Here is an 18,041-nt window from a genome sequence, read left to right on the forward strand (position 1 = left end):
TATTGCCTGCCCTAGTCATCATTTCCCCACTTCTCTCAAGGGGGTAGTCCAGAAGGGGTCAGCCCCCTTCTGGGAGTCCTTCGAAGAAGGATAGGGCTCCGCCTCGAAGAGTCTTTGACCTAGTCCTTATCCCCCCTTCTCCCGTGGGAGAAGGGGGGATAAGGGGGGATGAGGGCTCAGATACCATAATGAGGTGAAAGATATGGCTGATTGGATGGCATTGGAAAAGAAATATTATATGGGCACTTTTGTCCGATTGCCGGTGGTTCTCGTACGGGGACAGGGTACCAGGGTCTGGGATGAACAGGGCAGGCAATATCTGGATATGGTCGCCGGCATCGCCGTGAATCTCCTTGGTCATTGCCACCCAGCCATCGTGGAGGCTGTGCAGAAGCAGGTGCAGCAGCTTATACATACGTCCAATCTATATTACACCATCCCTCAATTAGAGTTGGCCGCCTGCCTGGTGGAACACTCCTGCGGCGATAAGGTGTTCTTCGCCAACAGCGGGGCAGAGGCCAACGAGGGGGCGATTAAGCTGGCCCGCAAGTATGGCAAGTTACATCGGAACGGTGCCTATGAGATCATCAGCGCTACCAACTCCTTTCACGGACGCACTCTGGCTACCATCGCTGCCACCGGGCAGCCTAAATTCCAAACCCCCTTCACTCCGCTGCCCAGCGGTTTCAAGATCGTGCCCTATAACGATCTCGGCGCCCTTCGTGAGGCAACAACGGCGCAGACCTGCGCCATATTGTTGGAGGTCGTGCAGGGGGAGAGTGGTGTCCACCTGGCCGATGGTGACTACCTGCGGGGCGTTCGGGCCTGGTGTGATGAAAATGGCTTGCTATTGATGCTGGACGAAATCCAGACCGGACTGGGCCGCACGGGTAGGTTTCTGGCCTACGAACATTATGGGATTGAGCCGGATGTCTTCACATTGGCCAAGGGACTGGCTGGCGGCGTCCCCATCGGCTCTGTGGTGGCCAAGGAAGCGGCCGCTTGCTTCACCCCATCAGATCACGGTTCTACCTTTGGGGGTAATCCCCTGGCCTGTGCTGCCGGCCTGGCCACAATCAATACCATTCTGAAAGAGGGCTTGACCGCGCGAGCAGTGCCTCTTGGGGATCATCTGCTGTCAGGGTTACAAAGGCTCCAGGAGCGTTTTCCCCGCATCTCGGCTGTGCGCGGACTTGGGTTGATGGCTGCCTTTGACCTCGAGCAGGACCTGGCCGAAAGGGTGGTTAGAGAAGCCCTGGAGAGAGGGCTTATCCTCAACGCTACCGGACCTCGTACTATTCGTTTGGTTCCGCCCCTGATTGTTACGGAGGCTGAAATAAACGAGGCCTTGCAGATTCTGATGGATGTTCTCCACTCTTTGGAGGAACACTCCGATGAGCACCGTAGAAGAGAAGATGTCACGGCCTGAACTGAAGAGACAGAGACAGGCGGCCATTTTGGATATCGTCGGCGGCGATCGCATTCAGACACAGGTAGAGGTGGTGCACCATCTTGCTGAACGAGGTATCAGAGTCACGCAGGCTACGGTCTCACGCGATATGGTCGAGTTGGGATTGCTTAAGGGGCGCGATGGCTGGTACATTCGCCCGAGCACTCTTAATCCCATCCCGTTTCCCGGCGATGAGCGTCGTTTGCAGCGTCTGGCCGCTGACCTGCCCCTTCAGATCGATGAGGCGGCCCAGCTGATTGTGTTACGTACTCTTCCTGGCTATGCCCATAGTCTGGCTGTAGCTCTGGATGCTTGCTGTTGGGAGGAGGTAGTGGGGACAGTGGCCGGTGATGATACCGTCCTGGTGGCCCTGAAAAACACCGAAGCACGGGAGAGATTTCGAGACAAGATCTTAGCCTTACGAATGAGAGTTCAGGACTAAATTGCACATCAGGCAACTACACAGATGGGACGTGACCCCGGCCGAGGCTATCGCCATTCAGCAAGGGCTGAGGGGGAAGGTGCTGTTACAGACCGCCTTCGGCACGGTGCATTACGTGGCTGGTGTGGATATCGGATTCGGAGGGGAGAAGACAAGAGCCGCTGTCGTTGTCCTAAAGTATCCGCTGCTGGAAGTAGCGGACACAAGCCTAGTTGAGGAGGAGGTGCGCTTCCCTTATATCCCTGGCCTCCTCTCCTTTCGTGAGACCCCACCTATCCTGTCTGCCTTCGAGGGTTTGGCCACGGAGCCGGATCTGATCCTTGTCGATGGACAGGGCATTGCTCACCCCCGCCGTTTCGGCATCGCCTCCCACTTGGGGCTTATTCTGGATAAGCCGACGATCGGCTGTGCCAAGTCATTGCTGTGTGGACAGCATGGCCCGTTGGCCGACGAGCCTGGCTCTCTTTCGTTTATTTACGATGAGGACGAGGTCATCGGGGCCGCCGTACGCACTAAGTCCAGCACGAAAGCGGTTTATGTCTCCGTGGGGCACAAGATCGATCTGTCCACCGCCATAGAATATGTTCTATCCTGCACGCGGGAATACCGTCTGCCGGAGCCAACCCGACTGGCCCATCTCCTAGCAGGAGGTTCCCCACTGCGTGTCGATACGGCTTTCCAGCCACCACTTTTATAAGGGAAACGACAGACGAGCGAGATAGATAGGGGTAGGACGGTGACCATCGTCTCCCTCAAATATGATGGGCGTATTAACTACTCCTGGTCGGGAACGGTGTGCTATGTGGGGAGTGACCTCGTAGTTGTGCGGGGGCTTTTCGACCGGAAAGTACGATCTGCCCTTCTCACCTTCGAACCTGGCTCTCTTACCCTTGAATATTACTGGTTTGATAAGTGGTACAATGTGATCAGCGACTTCGGCCAAAAAGGGTATCTTCAGGCTCACTACTGTAACATCGCCCTTCCGGCGCGGTTTGAAGAGGAGCAGATAACCTTCATCGATCTAGATATTGATATCCTTGTTCGACCGGACTTGTCCTATCTTATTCTGGACGAGGAGGAGTTCGAGCGTCACGCCGCGCAGTTCAATTATCCCCTGGAAATACGCCAGGGTGTCCAGATGGCCATCGCTGAGCTGCTGGAGAGGATAGGTCGTAAAGAGAGTCCTTTCCAGGACAGGGAGATTTCAGTGGCAGAAAAAAGGCTTCGCCTATGAGTAAGATGGTTATCATCTATGGGGATAAATTTCTGGATTACCAGCTGGGGGGTAATCATCCTCTCAACCCGCTTCGGCTCAAACTGGCCTGCTCTTTGATGAGGCATCTAGGATTATTGCAGTCGCCGGGCGTGAGCGTCGCTGAGCCGGTTGTGGCCAGCGAGAAAGAGGTTCTTCTTTTTCATAGCCAGAGATACTACGACTACGTTGTCGCTGCCTGCGGACGGGGCTGGGGCTGGTTGGATATTGGAGATACACCAGCCTTCAAGGGTGGGGTTGAGGCCTCACTCCTGGTCGTGGGCGCTTCCCTTCAGGCTGCCTCCATGGTCTGGCAGGGCGGTGTGGATCACGCCTTCAATCTGGGGGGAGGGTTACACCATGCTTATCCAGAGCGAGCCTCCGGCTTCTGTATCTTCAATGACCCGGCCATTGCCATCGCCTGGTTGAAACAGAGGGGGGCTAAACGCATCGTTTATATCGACATCGATGCCCATCACGGCGATGGCGTAATGTACGGCTTCTATGCCGATGCGGGGCTTTTGGATATAGATTTCCATGAGGATGGCCGTTATCTCTTTCCTGGTAGTGGGGATGCGGACGAGCTAGGGGAGGGAGAGGCGAAGGGCTGTAAAGTGAATGTCCCTCTACCACCCTATTGTGGCGATGAGTCCTTCTTGTATGCCTTTCGAGAGCTTGTGCCACCCTTGCTCAAGCGTTACCAACCAGAGATAATCCTGGTGCAGTGCGGCGCCGATGGACATGCTGGTGATCCCCTTACGCATATGCGCTTGACGAACAATAGCTACCGCGAGGCGGCCAGGATCGTCCACCAATTGGCGCACGAGCTCTGCGGGGGCAGGCTCGTACTTTTTGGCGGTGGGGGGTATAATTATGGGAGTGTGGCCGTTTGTTGGACCACGATAGCCAGCGTCGTAGCCGAAACAGCTGTGCCAGAGCAGATACCCCAGGCCTGGCGAAGGGAGTTTGAAAAGACGCTCAGGCAAAGCGCTCCTTCAACCATGGCCGGGGAGCCCGGTGGAGAAGAAGGATTGGCTGGGGTAAGGGAGACCGTTTCCTGGTTCAAGGAACAGATCCTAAAGTAGGAGAGTATCGAACAACGGGGGATTCCAAAGGAGCGCAGCCCCACTGCTGGGATGGACTGGGGGACACAGCCTATATGCAATTCCCCCTTTCTCCCACCGGGGCAAAGGGGGGAGGTCAAGGAGGGGGGCGCAGCCCCACTACTTGGAGTGAATCGGGATACAACCTAGATCCAATCCCCTTCTCTCGATGGGGTAGTCTAGAAGGGGGATCGCCCCCTTCTGGGAGGGTCCTAGGGCTCCGCCCTAGTCCAGATGCCCCCCTTCTCCCGCAAAGCGGGAGAAGGGGGGCAGGGGGGATGAGGGTATCAACCAACAAAAAGCCCGTAGGGCTACCTTGAACCCCCAGCGGGGGTTTGGGGGAGCTGTTCAACACTCTAAAAGTAGATTGATTGACAAAGGAGAGCTCATTATGGAAGAACAACTAGAGCGCTTGCTTGGATTGCAACGACGCCTCCAGCACATAAAGGAGCGTCTTTGACTTAGCGGCTAAGGAGAAGGAGGTTGATCACCTGGAGAAGGAGAGCGCCCAACCCGGCTTTTGGGAAGACCAGGAGCGAGCCCAAACAACTATGCGCCACCTTAGTTCTTTGAAGGAACAGGTAGCCTTGTGGACTGGGCTGGAGGGGCAGGTCGCTGAGCTGCTCGCTCTTTTGGAGATGGCTATGGCCGAGAATGACCAGGCGATGGCCGAAGAGGTCAGCCAGGAGATGACCCGCGTGACGGCGGAACTAGACAGACAGGAATTTCGCCTCCTGCTCGGCGATATGTATGATGATCGTAACGCTATCCTGGCCATCCACGCCGGGGCTGGCGGGACAGAATCGCAGGATTGGGCGGAAATGCTGCTGCGCATGTACCTGCGTTGGGTGGGGCGACGCGGCTATAAAGGGCAAATCCTGGAGAGCACGCCGGGTGAGGAAGCGGGCATCAAGAGCGTTACCATCGAGGTCGAAGGACCCTATATCTATGGCTACCTCAAGGCCGAGCGTGGTGTCCATCGCCTGGTGCGACTCTCGCCCTTCGATGCTGCCCATCGCCGCCATACCTCCTTCGCCCTGGTAGAGGTTATGCCGGAGATCGAAGATGCCGGCGAGATCACCATCGATCCGGATGACCTGCGCATCGATGTCTTTCGTGCCTCCGGCGCTGGGGGTCAAAACGTGCAAAAGACCAGCACGGCCGTGCGCATTACCCATTTGCCTACCGGCATCGTCGTCTCGTGCCAGGACCAACGCTCTCAGCTCCAAAACCGGGAGATGGCGATGAAGATCCTGCGCGCCAGGCTGGCTGAACTGGAGCAGGAACGGCGGGAGCAGGAGCAGGCCCGCCTGAAAGGCGAACACGTCGCCGCCGGCTGGGGGAACCAGATCCGTTCCTATATTCTCCATCCCTATAACCTGGTCAAGGACCACCGCAGCGGTTACGAGACCGGCGATACAGCTTCTGTTCTCGATGGCGACCTAGACCCGTTCATTGAGGCTTATCTCAAAGGAAAGTTGGGAGAGGAGGCAAAATAGGATGGGCCGCGCTGCTTTGGCGCTGGGTCTGTGCCTATTGTTAATAGGCTTGTTGTTCTCGTCTCTGACCCCCTCGGCGGTGGCTGCGGGAAGCATCACTGTCGTCACCAACACCTACCAGAACAACTTTCCCACACGCATCACCTTTAACCTCGAGGCTCGCAGCGACACGGAGATCAACCAGGTGATCCTTTTCTATGGCCTTGGTGATGATCCCGTCATCACCCGTGTCTACCCAGAGTTCACCCCCGGACGGCAGGTGAAGGTGGAACACGTTTGGAACACGCAGAGACAGTACATACCTCCAGAACTGACCGTCCGCTACTATTGGGTCATCGAGAATAGTGGTGGCGACCGTCTCAAGACTGCTCCTCTCGTCTTCGTCAACCGCGATACCCGTTTCCCATGGCAGAGGTTGCATGAGGGGCAGATTGAGCTCCTTTGGTACAAGGGGGAGCAAGGGTTCGCTCAGCAACTGTTAGATGCGGCTACGGCGGCCGCAGCTCGGCTCGAACAAGAGGTGGGGGTGAAGATAGAGAAGCCAATCAAGATTCTGATCTACAAGGATCAGACAGACCTGCTGGGAGTCTTAGAGCCCAAGGCCCATGAGTGGACTGGGGGGCGGGCCTTTCCTGAGCAGGGCATAATCGTCATCGCTGCCTCCCCCTCGGCGGAGGGCTTGGACTACGGCCGGCGAACGGTGGCGCATGAGCTCAGCCATATCGTCATTTATCAGGCTACGGCCAATCCCTATGGTGACATCCCAAACTGGCTCGATGAGGGCCTGGCGATGTACAATGAGGGTGGGGTGGAGCCATCATATAGCCGGACCTTGAGGAAGGGTGTAGAGGAAAACAAGTTAATCTCGGTTAAGTCTCTCTCCGGCGGTTTCCCGGATGCCCCTGAGCAGGCGCTGCTGGCTTATGCGGAGAGCTACAGCTTGGTCAGGTTCATCCTCGAGCGCTATGGCTCAGAAAAGATGGCCAGGCTACTGCACATCTTTCGGGAGGGAGCGACTTACGACGAGGCCCTCCAGAGGGCGCTTGGAGTGGATAGCGTCGGATTGGATGCCCAATGGCGAGAGTCGCTGGGTCTCCCAGCCACCCCGCCGACCCCCGTTCCCCCTGCGGCGGCGCCGTCATCTCCGCTGAGCTCGCTCCCCCTTATGCCGATCATCCTCCTTGTCCTGCTCCTGGGTTTCGTCCTCACTCTTGTACGGGTAATGCGCCGGTCGGCGTCCTCGCGGCATTGAAGCGATGATTGGCTGTTAAGGGGCAACCTCGGGCGGTTCGACCTCGAAGGCACTCTCTAGCACACTGTATGACCTCGCCCCCAGGTAGTGCAAGGGCTTGGTCTCCTTCTCCTGCAATAGCCATACTTCAGCGAAGGTCCCCTTCTCCACCCAGGCCACCAGCACCTCGCCCACGAAGAGGGTATGGTCGCCCAGGGTCATGGCCTCAATAAGCCCACATTCCAGGTGCCCCAGGCATTCCTCTATCAAGGGTGCACTCACCACTTTTGGATTGGCCTGTTTCAGCCCCGTAACGGCAAACTTATCCACGTCGTAACCAGAGACGCTGCCGCAGTGATGCACCTGCCTGGCTATCTCCGCACCGGCGATGTTCAAGACGAATTCCTGGCTCTTGGAGATCAACTCATGTGTCAGTGAGGCTGGAGAGAGGGCTATAGCGACGAGTAGTGGGCGGAAACTGACCGGTGTTGACCAGCAGATGGTGGTCACGTTGATCCGCCCCTTGTAGGCTGCGGTTACCAACAGCGCTGGGCCAGGATTCAACAGACGGCATGCCCGGGTCAGCGGGATCTCCTCTTTCATGCCTCCTCCTGTGCTTCGGTGGGCTGTTCGGCACTGACGGTGCGCCGCCCTTGGGCCCGGTACATCTCCAGGATCTCGTTGAGGGTGGTCGCATCCTCCGCTCGTCTATCCTCCCGAATGAAGCGTACCATCCTGGGGAAGCGGAGGGCATAACCGAGTTCACCCTCGTCTCGGCCGACGGTGTGGGTCGGGCTCCGGGTGATCTCATCAGCCTGAATCTCAATGACCAGTTTCGGTTCCACCCAGACATCAGGGGTGATCAAAGCCTTCACCCTTGGTGGCTTTTCCGGCACAGCCAGACGATCTAGTGCCTCCTTCATTTGGAGCCATTCCTCTTCGGTAAGACCAGTCCCCAGCTTGGCGATGGTATAGAACTTGTCAGTGGCCTCGTCGTATACAGCAGTGAGGAGCGAGCCGATGCCGAATTGAGCGCGCATCCCACGCCCCTGCCAATAGCCGATGATCACGCAGTCGATCGTATCGGCCAGCTGTCCCTGGTAGCTGCGCTTCAGTTTGATCCAGTTGAAGTTGCGCACTCCGGCTTGATAGGTGGCCTCCAGGCGCTTAGCTACGATACCCTCCAGCCCCCGTTGCACCTTGTCAGCGAAGAAGGCGTCCAGTTCGGCCGCTCGGTCTGTGAGGAGAGCCTCGGTAATCATGAGCACATCATCGGCTTCGATAACTTCCTCAAGCATAGCGCGTCGTTTCAAATAAGGCTTATCAGTGTAGTCTTGTCCATCGATGTAAAGCAGGTCGAAGGTGACCATCTTCAGAGGCAATTTCTCTTGCATGGCTGAGACGTCGTACTTACGTTTACGCTGCACCGTGACCTGGAAGGGAAGGAATTCCCCGGTGGCCGTGTCATAGGCGATGGCCTCCCCCTCATAGATAATCTGGCGCGGCCGTACCTGCTCGCGGGTGGCCTGGATGATCTCCGGAAACATATCCGAAAAGTCCTCCAGGTTGCGCGAGAAGACCTTCACGGTTTGGCCATCCTTGTGTACCTGGCAGCGGAAACCATCATACTTCGGTTCGACAGCACAGCGTCCCAGGCGACGGATGATATCCTCGCCACTGGTGGCACGCTCACAAAGAGCCGGTCGTACCGGGGTGCCAATCTGGACTGATATACCAGTCAACCCGGTCTCTCCTTTTCCCCAGAAGGCTTCGGCCACATAGCCGAGGTCAGAGCGGATGTTATAGGCCCGCTCCAGCTGAGGGCGCAGACTCTTATCTCCTATCTTCGCCTGTGAAAGGGCATCCAGGATCGTGGGGTCCCCTATGCCCAGGCGCAGCCGTCCCAAGACGATCCGTAGTAAGTACTTACCCTCCTCACCACTGAGGTCGCCTAAGAGGGCGGCTAGGAGGTCTGTCTTCTGAGCAACTGAACCTCCTCCGGCCGTCGTCGCCACGCCCAGCAGGCGATCGTAGACTTCACTGATAGTCAAGCCTCTCCCCTGGCTGGGGAGCGTCAATGTAGCCACTAGGCCGTAGTCCCCCTTCTGGCGGTAGAGGGCGACAACCTTTGACTTGGGCATATTGGCTGCTTTAGCTAGCGCCTCGGCGGCCAGGCTTTCACCGATCCCAAACTCAAGTTTCTCGTAGGCGGGAACGAGGCGTCCCTGGCAAAGATAGATGATCTTACCCATCTCCTTCGCCTCGGCCTCCTTGAGCAACGCGGCCAAAATGCCCACCATCTTATTACGGCTGGTGGTCTCTTCCAGCTGTCCGAAGTAGTGTACAAGACAGGCGAAGTTCATCAGAGCGCCTCCATATTAGTCTTGTAGCTATAGTATAACACCTTCCGGGGGGCATTGCAGGTGGGGTTATGCTCTTAATCTACGCGACTGGGTTGGAGGGGCGACCGGCTGGTCGCCCCTCCAACCTATAGGGAGAAGGGGGAAAGGGGGATGAGGGAAATCCCCACAAATTAAGGGGGTGTGCAGAGGGGAAACCCCTCTGTTGGGGTTTGGGGTATCCCCAAACCTATATTCCCCCTTCTCCTATAGGAGAAGGGGGAAAGGGGGATGAGGGAAATCCCCCTTCATAAGGCAAGGGCAGCGGCGATGGGTTTCAGGGCGCAGCCGTTACGGCGTATTCATAATGGGCTACCTCTGTGGTGGCCGGAGCAGTGGCAGCGATGACTAAGACAACCCTCTTGGCCTCACCACTTGGGTTCCTCAGGATCAACCACCCTCTTTGCTCCTCATCCAACGAGAGGCGCTCAACTTTAGGCTCCCGCCCGAGGTCGATCACCTGAACGAGCCACGACTGGGGAATAATGTTGCCAGAGCGAAGGAACCCGGCCGCTTGCCAGCTATCATCTGTTTCGGCACCATCGAAGTAACCCAACTCAGGGATGCTGAAGTCGTCAAGACAGAGCCCTGGACCGCTGTAGGCATCATCGGTGACGTATTCGAAGCGCAGTAGCACCTTGTGACCGACATAGGAGGTTAGGTCGATCTCCTCCTTGACCCACTGCGGCTTATCGCCACCGCCACTTTTGCCGGTGTAACCGTGTCCGAAGTTGCTGCCATTGGGGTTGGTATCCGTTGTCCATCGTCCGGGCAGGGTCTGCCAAACGCGCCCACCATCGGTGGAGACCTCTACGTAAGCATAGTCGAAGTCCTTCTCGATGTCATACCAGAGCCAAAATTGAAGCGTGGCCCGTCCTAAGCCAGTGAGATCAAAGGCACGGGTCAAGGTCGTATCGATCACGTCACCACGATTACTCCACCACTCAAATCGTCCGCTGTGAGGAGCGTTATCAACGAGGTTGACCTCCCTTGTCCCGGTAAAGACGATGGACAGGTCAGCGCGGACATCGTTCAATTCGATGTAATCGGTCGCATACTGATGGACAGCGCCTCTGCCCGTCACCGGATAGGGTTGCCGTTCTGCGGCCACACGGATGGACAGGTCATCATAGCCATAACGGCCATTCGCCAACCGGGGGTCATCCAGGTAGTTAGCGATCACCCAATCAGCGAAGGCCTCAGCGAAGTTGGTCTTATAGCCGTGCCTCTCCAGGTAGTTCTGGAACAGTTGTATCCCCCGTCCCTTCTCAGCGATGAGCTCATTCAATCTCTCATAGCCTCCGTAGTGTCGAGCGAAGTAGCTCAGGAAGTAGTAGGCGGCCCCGTAGTGAGGGAGAGCTCGAGAGGGATCGTCGGCCCAGTCGTTCAGCTGGGTATCCGGTTGCGAGCGAAAGGCCGCTGCGGGCAGGCCGACAGCGAAACCGGCCAGGCGCATTGCCAGCTCGGACATCCCCTCATTGATCCAGGTTTCCTGCCCTGGGTGCACGTTCCAGTGAATCACATGCTGAAACTCATGAGCCAGCGTGGCGTTGTAGAGTGGTGAGCCTGGAGGTGCACTCTCGATGTTCATATAGAGCATCTCCCGTTCGTTGCTGTAGGGGTTTATTGCCTTTGGGTATTCGTTGGCTGTGCTGAAATAGCCGCCCACGCCGGGGATGCGGGCGTTCAGGATGGTGATATGGGGGTCGTTATCGATACCTGGGGTCCATTCGCTGCCGAAGTAACGCCGCATGGTGGGGTAAATCAGGTTTTCGAATGTCTCCGCGGCCTGTTTCAGGTTCTCCAGAGAGACCTCCCGACCGTTTTCAACGTACATATAGGCGTGGGGCGTAACATAGCGGATGGTGGCCTTGATTTGGAAATAGATCTTTTTCTCTTGATCAGCCACCCAAAACGTATCCTCATGGCCAACCTGATAGTTAGGTGAGGTGGTATTCACTACGCGCTTGACCGCTCTACCTGATAATTTCAAGCGTTCTGCCAGGTCATATAGATCACGGTCTGGTGGTACGGTCTGTCTGAGTGTATCTAAGGTCTGTTGCGGGGTGAGTGGTATTCTGACCGTTGGAGTGGGTGTAGCCGGGACCACAGTCACTTTTGCGGTCGGAGTGGGTATGGCTGGGGTCGCGGTCACTCTGGCTGTTGCTGTGGGTGAGGGCGAGGGTATGCTTGGGCTGGGCGTGCTTGTTGGATGGGGCAGTGTCGGCGCAGTTACTATTACGGGCGTGGGGGGTGTCGTCGCTATAGCGGTGGGCGTAGTGGGAGAAGGTGGCTCAAAACAGGCTGGCCAGGCCAGAAGGAGAATGATGCCCAGAACGAACAGTTTAAGACCTTTCATCACACAGTTTGATAAGCGGGTGCTTATTAAACCAATCCCAAATCTGTGGGCTTTCCTTAACACCTCTTTCACTTGCTTAGGTTATAAGATTGAAGTTTCAGAACCCGCGGAAGGGTCAGACAAAGGAGCATTCAGCGCACAACATGGAGGTAGTATTTATAGCGATCGGCGCGGCCGATGATCTGGTGAAACTCAATCGGTGTCCCATCCACGCCATAGACCACGCCTTCCACTAGCAGGAGCGGGTCCTTCCTTCCTACCCCTAACAGTTTGGCCGCCCACTCATCGGCCACAATCGCCTCTATGGTCTTGTCCCCCTCGGCCATGGTGATCCCCTTCCGCATCAAAAGGGTCCAAAGAGAGACTTCACTCTCCAATTCTGATTCTGTTAAGGTGACACCCTGTGGAAGTCGCAAATAGGAGAGGTTAAGCGCGACGGGCTCAGCATCGGCCAGACGAAGCCGCTCCACAAACCAAATCAACTCTCCCGCTTCAACCTGCAGTTCGCGCGCCACCCTATCCGTAGCCGGCTCGCGCCGCAGGGCCAGCAGGCGAGACCCAGGCTTCATGCCGCGCGCGAGGATCTCCTCCGAAAAACTTATCAACCGTGCTACATCGCGCTGGATTCTAGGAGAAGCCACAAATGTGCCCCTCCCCTTCTCGCGCCGGATGTACCCTCTTTTCACTAGTTCCTCAACGGCAGTCCGCACGGTCACGCGGCTGACACCATATATCTCAATGAGTTCCCGCTCTGTGGGGATGGTGTTCCCTGGTTTAAGGCTTCCCCCGGTGATCTGATTCAGCAGAATCTCGCTTAGTTGATAGTAGAGCGGTACCGGCGAGTTGCGATCCAGCATAGCGCCCCCTGCCCCCAAGATTTCGGATGGTCCATGTTCTCATTCACCAAACCCGACCAGCGCATTACGAGCAATCTGGACGTGAGGATAGGATGTCATTATGTCATCGTCAGTTATATACCCTAAACTGGGTTTTTCGTCAAGTATGGGACACTTGCTTCTTCTAGGAAAAGAACCACCTTACCACAAGGGACAAAGAGGCAAGAGAAGGATTCAAGGTCAGGCTTATCTGCCTCTTTGCGGTGCCCGCTATTCCCAGAAGTTATGCGGCCAGGCGTGATCCTTGAGCCGGGCCAGATCCGCAGGCGGCAGCGGCCCCTTGTCTGACGCACGGACGTTGGCCAGAATGTGCTCCAGTTTGCGCATGCCGACCACGACCGTTGAAACTGCCTTGTGGCTCAGGCAGAAGCGCAGCGCCGCCTCAGCCAGCGACCCCACGTCGCCGTGAACCAGCCACTGAAGCGCTTGGGCGTGCTCGTACACCTCCCGCTTGCGCTCGCCTCTAAAGTACGATGCCCTCCAGTCGCCTTCGGGAAACTCCGTATCCGGCGTGATCCTGCCGGTCAGCGCACCTTCGTCCAGCGGGCATCGGGTGATGATGCCAATGTTTCTCTCCAGTGCCAGGGGGAACAGGCCCTCTCCAGGAACCTGCTCGTAGATGTTATAGACCACCATGCACGTATCAATCAGCCCTGTCTGGATGGCCAGCGCCCCATAGCCAGGCGCCAACGGGAAGTTCAGCGACAGGCCCACTGCGGCAATCTTCCCCTGCTCTTTCAGCCTCGTGACGGCCTCCTTCCACTCTTCGTTGTCAGCCCACTCGTCCAGCCAGACATGAAACTGTTGCAGATCAATCCGTTCCAGGTTCAGGTTCTTAAGACTATCCTCGGTGCACTTAATAATCCATTCTTCGGGAAAGGCCTCCTTCAGGGGTGTTCCCGGCTTGGCTGGAAAGCCGTAATTCTTGGGTGGCATCTTGGTGGCAACGTAGACCCGCTCCGAGCGGCCCCGCACCACCTGGCTCACCAGATGCTCGCTGTGGCCATCCCCATAGCCCAGGGCTGTATCAATGAAGTTCACGCCGTGATCAAGGGCAAGATTCAGCGCGCAGACCGCTTCCTCATCGGTGGAACCCTTCCACCAGTCGCCAGCGATGCCCCAGGCACCGTAGCCGATTTCCGAAACCTTGAACCCGGTTTTGCCTAGCATGCGGTAGCGCATGTCGTCCCCCCGAAAAAATGTCATGCCGGTCTCAGCGATCGCCCGCTAGATTTTTCACCACCCAGGTACTAGCGGCCTGCCTTGCTATGGAACTCTCTCGCCTCTTTCAGTATCCTTTCCAGGTCTTCCTCCTGGTTTGGTGTTAAAGGACTCGGCTTATGTACAGATAGTATTTTCTCCAACCTCTCCTTTGCGTAATCCAAGGCACCCTTCTTGCCCTTCTGGAGCCATTCGGGGTAAGTCAGCCTGTCGGCAGATTTGGGCACGTACTGTTCCCTCTGCCACCACTTTCGTGTATGAGCCTTGTTCAGATAATGCCCTGGGATCGGGCCCACCTCCTCTATCAGTTCCAGAGCAATGGTCCCCTCATTAACCTCTTCTCCCTCTATGAAACGCCCGATCATTCCCGCCACGTCATCATCCAATATGGCCTGCACAGGATGCGCTGAGATCTCGCTGGACACACCCAGATGAAGCAGTATAAAATGCGCCCCAGACAACGCGGAAAGAATCCCGGCAATACCCTTCTCGTATCCTCCCTGATAATCCAGCGTCTTCGCCTCCGCATAGCCTGGGCTGCCATTTGACAAGGGTACCCCATAATGCCGCCACATCTGGTTGAAGATTGCATTGCTAATGGAGGAATCTATCTGGCCAAATGCAGGGGAGCCCGTGTTCATGTTCACCGGCGCAGAGAAATGCCCTACGGAAATCCTGTGCTCGGGATTCAGGAGTTGGACCAAGACGACCATCGCCATCTGCGCTGCATTACTGACCACGACGGAACCCGCAATCGTTGCCGGACTGGTCCCACCCATCATGCAGCCGTCCACGGTGGTTAAGGGAAAACCGGCCTCAACGATTCTTCGGGCAGCATTCACTGCGTCCCTCCCCCACGTCAATGGCGGGGAAGAGCCAACTATCCCGGTGATTTCCTGTCCAACGGCCTGCGCCATTTGTATAGTGAAAACCTCGTTGTCGTTTGAACATCCCTCCATTTGGTGCTTGGTGGAATACCGTATCTTGAGAGCAACGCCCTCGGGAATGGCCATTGCAGGCGGAATGCCCTCGTAACCGAAATATGGATAGGCGCCCAGGAAATCAACGGTATCCAGCGCGTCCAGCACTTTGACACAATCAGCGTACTCAGCCCTTGTCGGAACTCGGGGCTCGAACGTGCCCAGATCAATGGTTTGCATTCCTGAGGAGTGCGTAAAGTAAACGGTGTTTCCACCCAGTATGATGTCGTTCTCTGGTGTGGGGGCCTTCACCCGAAAACTGCTGGACGCGCGGCGCAGGCATTCCTCCACCAGCCCCTCGGGGAATCTCACCCTCATGGCTTCACGGTCCACCTTACAACCATTCTTTGCCAAGAAATCTAGAGCCCAATCGCTTTCAATCCGAATGCCGGTTTCCCGAAGGACGTCTAATGTGGCCCTGTGTATGGCCTCTACCTGCTCTTCTGTCAGCATCTGGAGAGGTCTGAGTTTCCGGGTAAATCCCTTTCTCGGCACGTGCCCTCCTTACTTTCCAACGAGGCTTCTAGCGAGTTTGACTGCTCCTGGCGCTGTGGGGTCGTATCCGTCTGCTCCAATGCTATTCGCGAATTCCTTCGTTATGCTTCCCCCACCGACCATCACTTTCACTTTGTTCCTTAAATCCTGTTCTTTCAATGCCTCAATCGCTTTCATCTGTTGCGGAGCCGTTGTGGTCAAGAGGGCCGACATGGCCAGGAGGTCTGCGTCAAACCTTCGCACGGCCTCAAGGAATGCCCCGGCCTTGACGTCTACGCCCAGGTCGTGCACTTGAAACCCGGCCGCCCTAAGCAGTGTGGCAACCATGTTTTTCCCTATGTTGTGAATGTCGCCTTGAACCGTCCCGATCACGACGGTGCCCAAACTGTCCCGTTTGGCACCGGTTCTCTGGATTTCATCCTCAATCACTGCAGAAGCAGCCGACATAGCCTCCGATGCTCCGATAAGGTCAGGCAGCCACAGTTCGCCCTGACCAAACTGGTCGCCGATGAGCCGGATAGCCGCCGTCAGGGCATCCAGAGCCAGGATAGGGTCTATCTTTTCCTCCAACGCCTTTCTGGCCCAGTATGCCGCCCTGTCGCTATCGTATTCCCCAACGGCCTTCTTGAGGTTCTCCAAGATTTCGGTCACCATACCACCTCTTCTTGCTCATCGCCAATGCACGGCTGGGTCTCCACGTGTCACTCGCTAGCCTTGAGCAGCTCAAGCAAATAGTACTTGTGCCGGCCGAAGGCACCGCCGAAGTTCATGGCTCCGATTTGCATTACACCAGGAACGTGCACTGCAGCCTCAATGGCGACCTTCATCGCCCGCTTCATCAGGCCCGAGGTGGCCCCAAACATCAGTAGGTTGAGAATGGAGCCGACGCTGTCTGGGACCTTGCTCCCTGTGATCTTGTCCTTGAGCGCAGGGATGTAGTCCAGTTCTCGGAAAACCTGTTCCAGGCCATAGCCCATCGGCGACACGCCGTCCACGCCGCAGATGGCACTCTTCGCCGCCTTGACCGCGGACACCGCCGATGCCGCATTCTCCGCGTAACAGACGATGTGCCCATCTGTGCCCTGCGTGGAGATGGTGAATTCCTTCTCGTAAATGAATTCTCCTGTGATCGTGGGGACCACGCAGATCCTGCGCTCAGCGATCTCCCTCTCAGAATCGTATCCTTGCCATCGCTCGGATGTCAGGCGGTATATGTCCACCTTCTCAGTCGCCGTCGCCTCGGGCACCATGCAATCAAACACGGCGCATGTGGGGATCAGGGTTGCCAACACGGTGCGGAGGGCGAGTTCTTTGACCATGTCCTCGCGTCGATTGGGTGGCATGGTAAGGGAAATGAAGACGCCAGGCCGGCCATCGGGCGTCTCCTGGGGCCTGGCTATCCGCTGAATGCCGCCGTTGATGCGGGAGCCCAGTTCGCTTGATCCGGCTGCGCCCACGAACTGATAGGCCCCGTCCAGGGCCACCTCCTCGGAGATGGCCGTCAGTACCAGCCGTACTACCTCCGAGTCCCATGCCTCCGCAAAGGTGTCCTGGATAACCACGTCGTTGATTTTCATATTCATCAGTGAATCCTTACTCCTCTCCGCCTGCTTTGTAGCGAGACCCTGTGCTCCACGCTATGAGTTGACGACTAGCACTTTCATCCCGCGGCGCTGGCGCGCGACCTCAAACGCCTTCTGGATTTGATCTAACGGGAAGCGATCTGAAATCAGTGGCTCCACTCGGACAACCCCGGCTTTCAGCAGCGCCAAGGCCGCCTCGTACTGGCCGATGGTGCAATCGTGGCTCCCTACCAGGTGTAACTCCTTGTAGTGGATCACATCCAGGCTTAACTCCATACGATCCTGCAAGACTGCCGCGAAATACAGGATTTGCCCCTGCTTGGCTGCCATCGCCAGCGCCTGATCTAGCACGGACACGTCCTGGCCGGCCGCACTCACCACCACGTCAGCTCCGCGGCCATCAGTGAATGCCAACACCTCCTTGACCACGTCCTTCTCGCGGCCATTGATGGTGACCGTGGCTCCTACTTTCTTGGCCACCTCCAGACGGGTTTGCTGTACATCCACGACCACCGTATCCAGTCCCCGGTGCCGCAGAAGTTGCGTATGCATCAGTCCAATCGGCCCCGCCCCGATCACAACTCCTACTCCGCCCAGGGGCACGTCTTTCAGTTTGTTGTTGCCATTAACGCAGCAGGCGAGGGATTCCGTGAAAGCCGCAGCGTCAAGCGGCACGCCATCCGGCACGTTCACCAGATTCCGGTATGGGTACACGCCGTATTCTGCGAATCCACTGGCGATGTACGACTGGTTCATGCACAAGTTGTACATGCCCAGCCGGCAGTAGTGGCAGCGGCCGCAGACCACCCTGCCATCGGGAACGACCCGGTTGCCCCTGCGCAGGTCGGGCACTTCGGAGCCGACGTCCTCAATCACACCCGATAACTCGTGCCCCATCTGGAACGGGAAGATGATCTTCCAGCCTACGGGCTTCTCACCCTCAAACACACCGATGTCGGTGCCGCAGATGCCGCACACGACGACTTTGACCAGCACGTCTGTTGACCCCAACCTGGGACATTCCCGCTCCTCCAGGATAAACTCTCCAGGCTTGTTCAGTAAGGCGACTTTCATATTCCCCTCCTGAGACTAGATCATCCCACGGCAGAGAACGCAGAGACCACAGAGGAA

General features: G+C 56.9%; 16 protein-coding genes. 7 read left to right on the forward strand and 9 right to left on the reverse strand.

What is annotated here, in order from left to right:
* Positions 1 to 202 precede the first annotated feature (202 nt).
* The 7 genes from M1136_09750 to M1136_09780 all read left to right on the forward strand — a co-directional run bounded on the left by M1136_09750 (position 203) and on the right by M1136_09780 (position 6,998).
* Entirely contained in the window at positions 203 to 1,429 is a 1,227-nt protein-coding gene (locus tag M1136_09750; protein MCL5075912.1) for an acetylornithine transaminase, read from the forward strand.
* Positions 1,395 to 1,892 carry an arginine repressor gene (locus M1136_09755; GenBank protein MCL5075913.1) on the forward strand — a complete coding sequence of 166 codons (498 nt, stop codon included), beginning with the start codon at positions 1,395 to 1,397 and terminating at the stop codon, positions 1,890 to 1,892. Before M1136_09750 ends, M1136_09755 begins: the two co-directional genes overlap by 35 nt.
* A 1-nt stretch (position 1,893) precedes the next feature.
* Positions 1,894 to 2,589 carry a deoxyribonuclease V gene (gene nfi, locus M1136_09760; GenBank protein MCL5075914.1) on the forward strand — a complete coding sequence of 232 codons (696 nt, stop codon included), beginning with the start codon at positions 1,894 to 1,896 and terminating at the stop codon, positions 2,587 to 2,589.
* A 39-nt stretch (positions 2,590 to 2,628) separates the two neighbouring features.
* Positions 2,629 to 3,126, forward strand: a complete 498-nt coding sequence (locus M1136_09765; protein MCL5075915.1) for a DUF402 domain-containing protein — start codon at positions 2,629 to 2,631, stop codon at positions 3,124 to 3,126.
* Positions 3,123 to 4,229 carry an acetoin utilization protein AcuC gene (locus M1136_09770; GenBank protein MCL5075916.1) on the forward strand — a complete coding sequence of 369 codons (1,107 nt, stop codon included), beginning with the start codon at positions 3,123 to 3,125 and terminating at the stop codon, positions 4,227 to 4,229. Before M1136_09765 ends, M1136_09770 begins: the two co-directional genes overlap by 4 nt.
* Positions 4,230 to 4,638: 409 nt before the next feature.
* A protein-coding gene (gene prfB / locus M1136_09775) for a peptide chain release factor 2 (protein ID MCL5075917.1) occupies positions 4,639 to 5,746 on the forward strand; the annotation gives its coding sequence in 2 pieces (ribosomal slippage) (positions 4,639 to 4,704 and positions 4,706 to 5,746; 1,107 coding nt in all).
* A gap of 1 nt (position 5,747) precedes the next feature.
* Positions 5,748 to 6,998, forward strand: a complete 1,251-nt coding sequence (locus M1136_09780; GenBank protein MCL5075918.1) for a peptidase MA family metallohydrolase — start codon at positions 5,748 to 5,750, stop codon at positions 6,996 to 6,998.
* 15 nt (positions 6,999 to 7,013) lie between these two features.
* Here M1136_09780 and M1136_09785 read toward each other — a convergent pair whose 3' ends face one another.
* From M1136_09785 to M1136_09825, 9 genes are all read right to left on the reverse strand, one after another.
* Positions 7,014 to 7,580, reverse strand: coding sequence for a flavin reductase family protein (locus tag M1136_09785; protein MCL5075919.1), 567 nt, complete (start codon positions 7,578 to 7,580; stop codon positions 7,014 to 7,016).
* Positions 7,577 to 9,340 (reverse strand): ATP-dependent DNA ligase, encoded by a 1,764-nt coding sequence (locus M1136_09790; protein MCL5075920.1) that lies wholly within the window; start codon positions 9,338 to 9,340, stop codon positions 7,577 to 7,579. Before M1136_09790 ends, M1136_09785 begins: the two co-directional genes overlap by 4 nt.
* A gap of 313 nt (positions 9,341 to 9,653) precedes the next feature.
* On the reverse strand, positions 9,654 to 11,735 hold the full coding sequence (locus tag M1136_09795; protein ID MCL5075921.1) for an immune inhibitor A: 2,082 nt from the start codon (positions 11,733 to 11,735) through the stop codon (positions 9,654 to 9,656).
* 131 nt (positions 11,736 to 11,866) lie between these two features.
* Complete coding sequence (locus M1136_09800; GenBank protein MCL5075922.1) at positions 11,867 to 12,592, reverse strand: GntR family transcriptional regulator; 726 nt, start codon at positions 12,590 to 12,592, stop codon at positions 11,867 to 11,869.
* Between the two features lie 249 nt (positions 12,593 to 12,841).
* Entirely contained in the window at positions 12,842 to 13,813 is a 972-nt protein-coding gene (locus M1136_09805; GenBank protein ID MCL5075923.1) for an aldo/keto reductase, read from the reverse strand.
* Between the two features lie 68 nt (positions 13,814 to 13,881).
* Entirely contained in the window at positions 13,882 to 15,327 is a 1,446-nt protein-coding gene (locus M1136_09810) for a trimethylamine methyltransferase family protein (protein MCL5075924.1), read from the reverse strand.
* Between the two features lie 9 nt (positions 15,328 to 15,336).
* Entirely contained in the window at positions 15,337 to 15,981 is a 645-nt protein-coding gene (locus tag M1136_09815; protein ID MCL5075925.1) for a cobalamin-dependent protein, read from the reverse strand.
* 47 nt (positions 15,982 to 16,028) lie between these two features.
* Complete coding sequence (locus tag M1136_09820) at positions 16,029 to 16,910, reverse strand: hypothetical protein (GenBank protein MCL5075926.1); 882 nt, start codon at positions 16,908 to 16,910, stop codon at positions 16,029 to 16,031.
* A gap of 54 nt (positions 16,911 to 16,964) precedes the next feature.
* Positions 16,965 to 17,984 carry an alcohol dehydrogenase catalytic domain-containing protein gene (locus tag M1136_09825; GenBank protein ID MCL5075927.1) on the reverse strand — a complete coding sequence of 340 codons (1,020 nt, stop codon included), beginning with the start codon at positions 17,982 to 17,984 and terminating at the stop codon, positions 16,965 to 16,967.
* Positions 17,985 to 18,041 lie beyond the last annotated feature (57 nt).

Source organism: Chloroflexota bacterium, assembly GCA_023475225.1.
Lineage (GTDB): Bacteria > Chloroflexota > UBA6077 > FW602-bin22 > JAMCVK01 > JAMCVK01.

Coding starts and splice junctions, on each gene's coding strand:
- M1136_09750 (MCL5075912.1), top strand. CDS start 203: ATGGCTGATTGGATGGCATTGGAAAAGAAATATTATATGGGCACTTTT.
- M1136_09755 (MCL5075913.1), top strand. CDS start 1,395: ATGAGCACCGTAGAAGAGAAGATGTCACGGCCTGAACTGAAGAGACAG.
- M1136_09770 (MCL5075916.1), top strand. CDS start 3,123: ATGAGTAAGATGGTTATCATCTATGGGGATAAATTTCTGGATTACCAG.
- M1136_09780 (MCL5075918.1), top strand. CDS start 5,748: ATGGGCCGCGCTGCTTTGGCGCTGGGTCTGTGCCTATTGTTAATAGGC.
- M1136_09785 (MCL5075919.1), bottom strand. CDS start 7,580: ATGAAAGAGGAGATCCCGCTGACCCGGGCATGCCGTCTGTTGAATCCT.
- M1136_09790 (MCL5075920.1), bottom strand. CDS start 9,340: ATGAACTTCGCCTGTCTTGTACACTACTTCGGACAGCTGGAAGAGACC.
- M1136_09795 (MCL5075921.1), bottom strand. CDS start 11,735: ATGAAAGGTCTTAAACTGTTCGTTCTGGGCATCATTCTCCTTCTGGCC.
- M1136_09800 (MCL5075922.1), bottom strand. CDS start 12,592: ATGCTGGATCGCAACTCGCCGGTACCGCTCTACTATCAACTAAGCGAG.
- M1136_09805 (MCL5075923.1), bottom strand. CDS start 13,813: ATGCGCTACCGCATGCTAGGCAAAACCGGGTTCAAGGTTTCGGAAATC.
- M1136_09815 (MCL5075925.1), bottom strand. CDS start 15,981: ATGGTGACCGAAATCTTGGAGAACCTCAAGAAGGCCGTTGGGGAATAC.
- M1136_09820 (MCL5075926.1), bottom strand. CDS start 16,910: ATGAATATGAAAATCAACGACGTGGTTATCCAGGACACCTTTGCGGAG.
- M1136_09825 (MCL5075927.1), bottom strand. CDS start 17,984: ATGAAAGTCGCCTTACTGAACAAGCCTGGAGAGTTTATCCTGGAGGAG.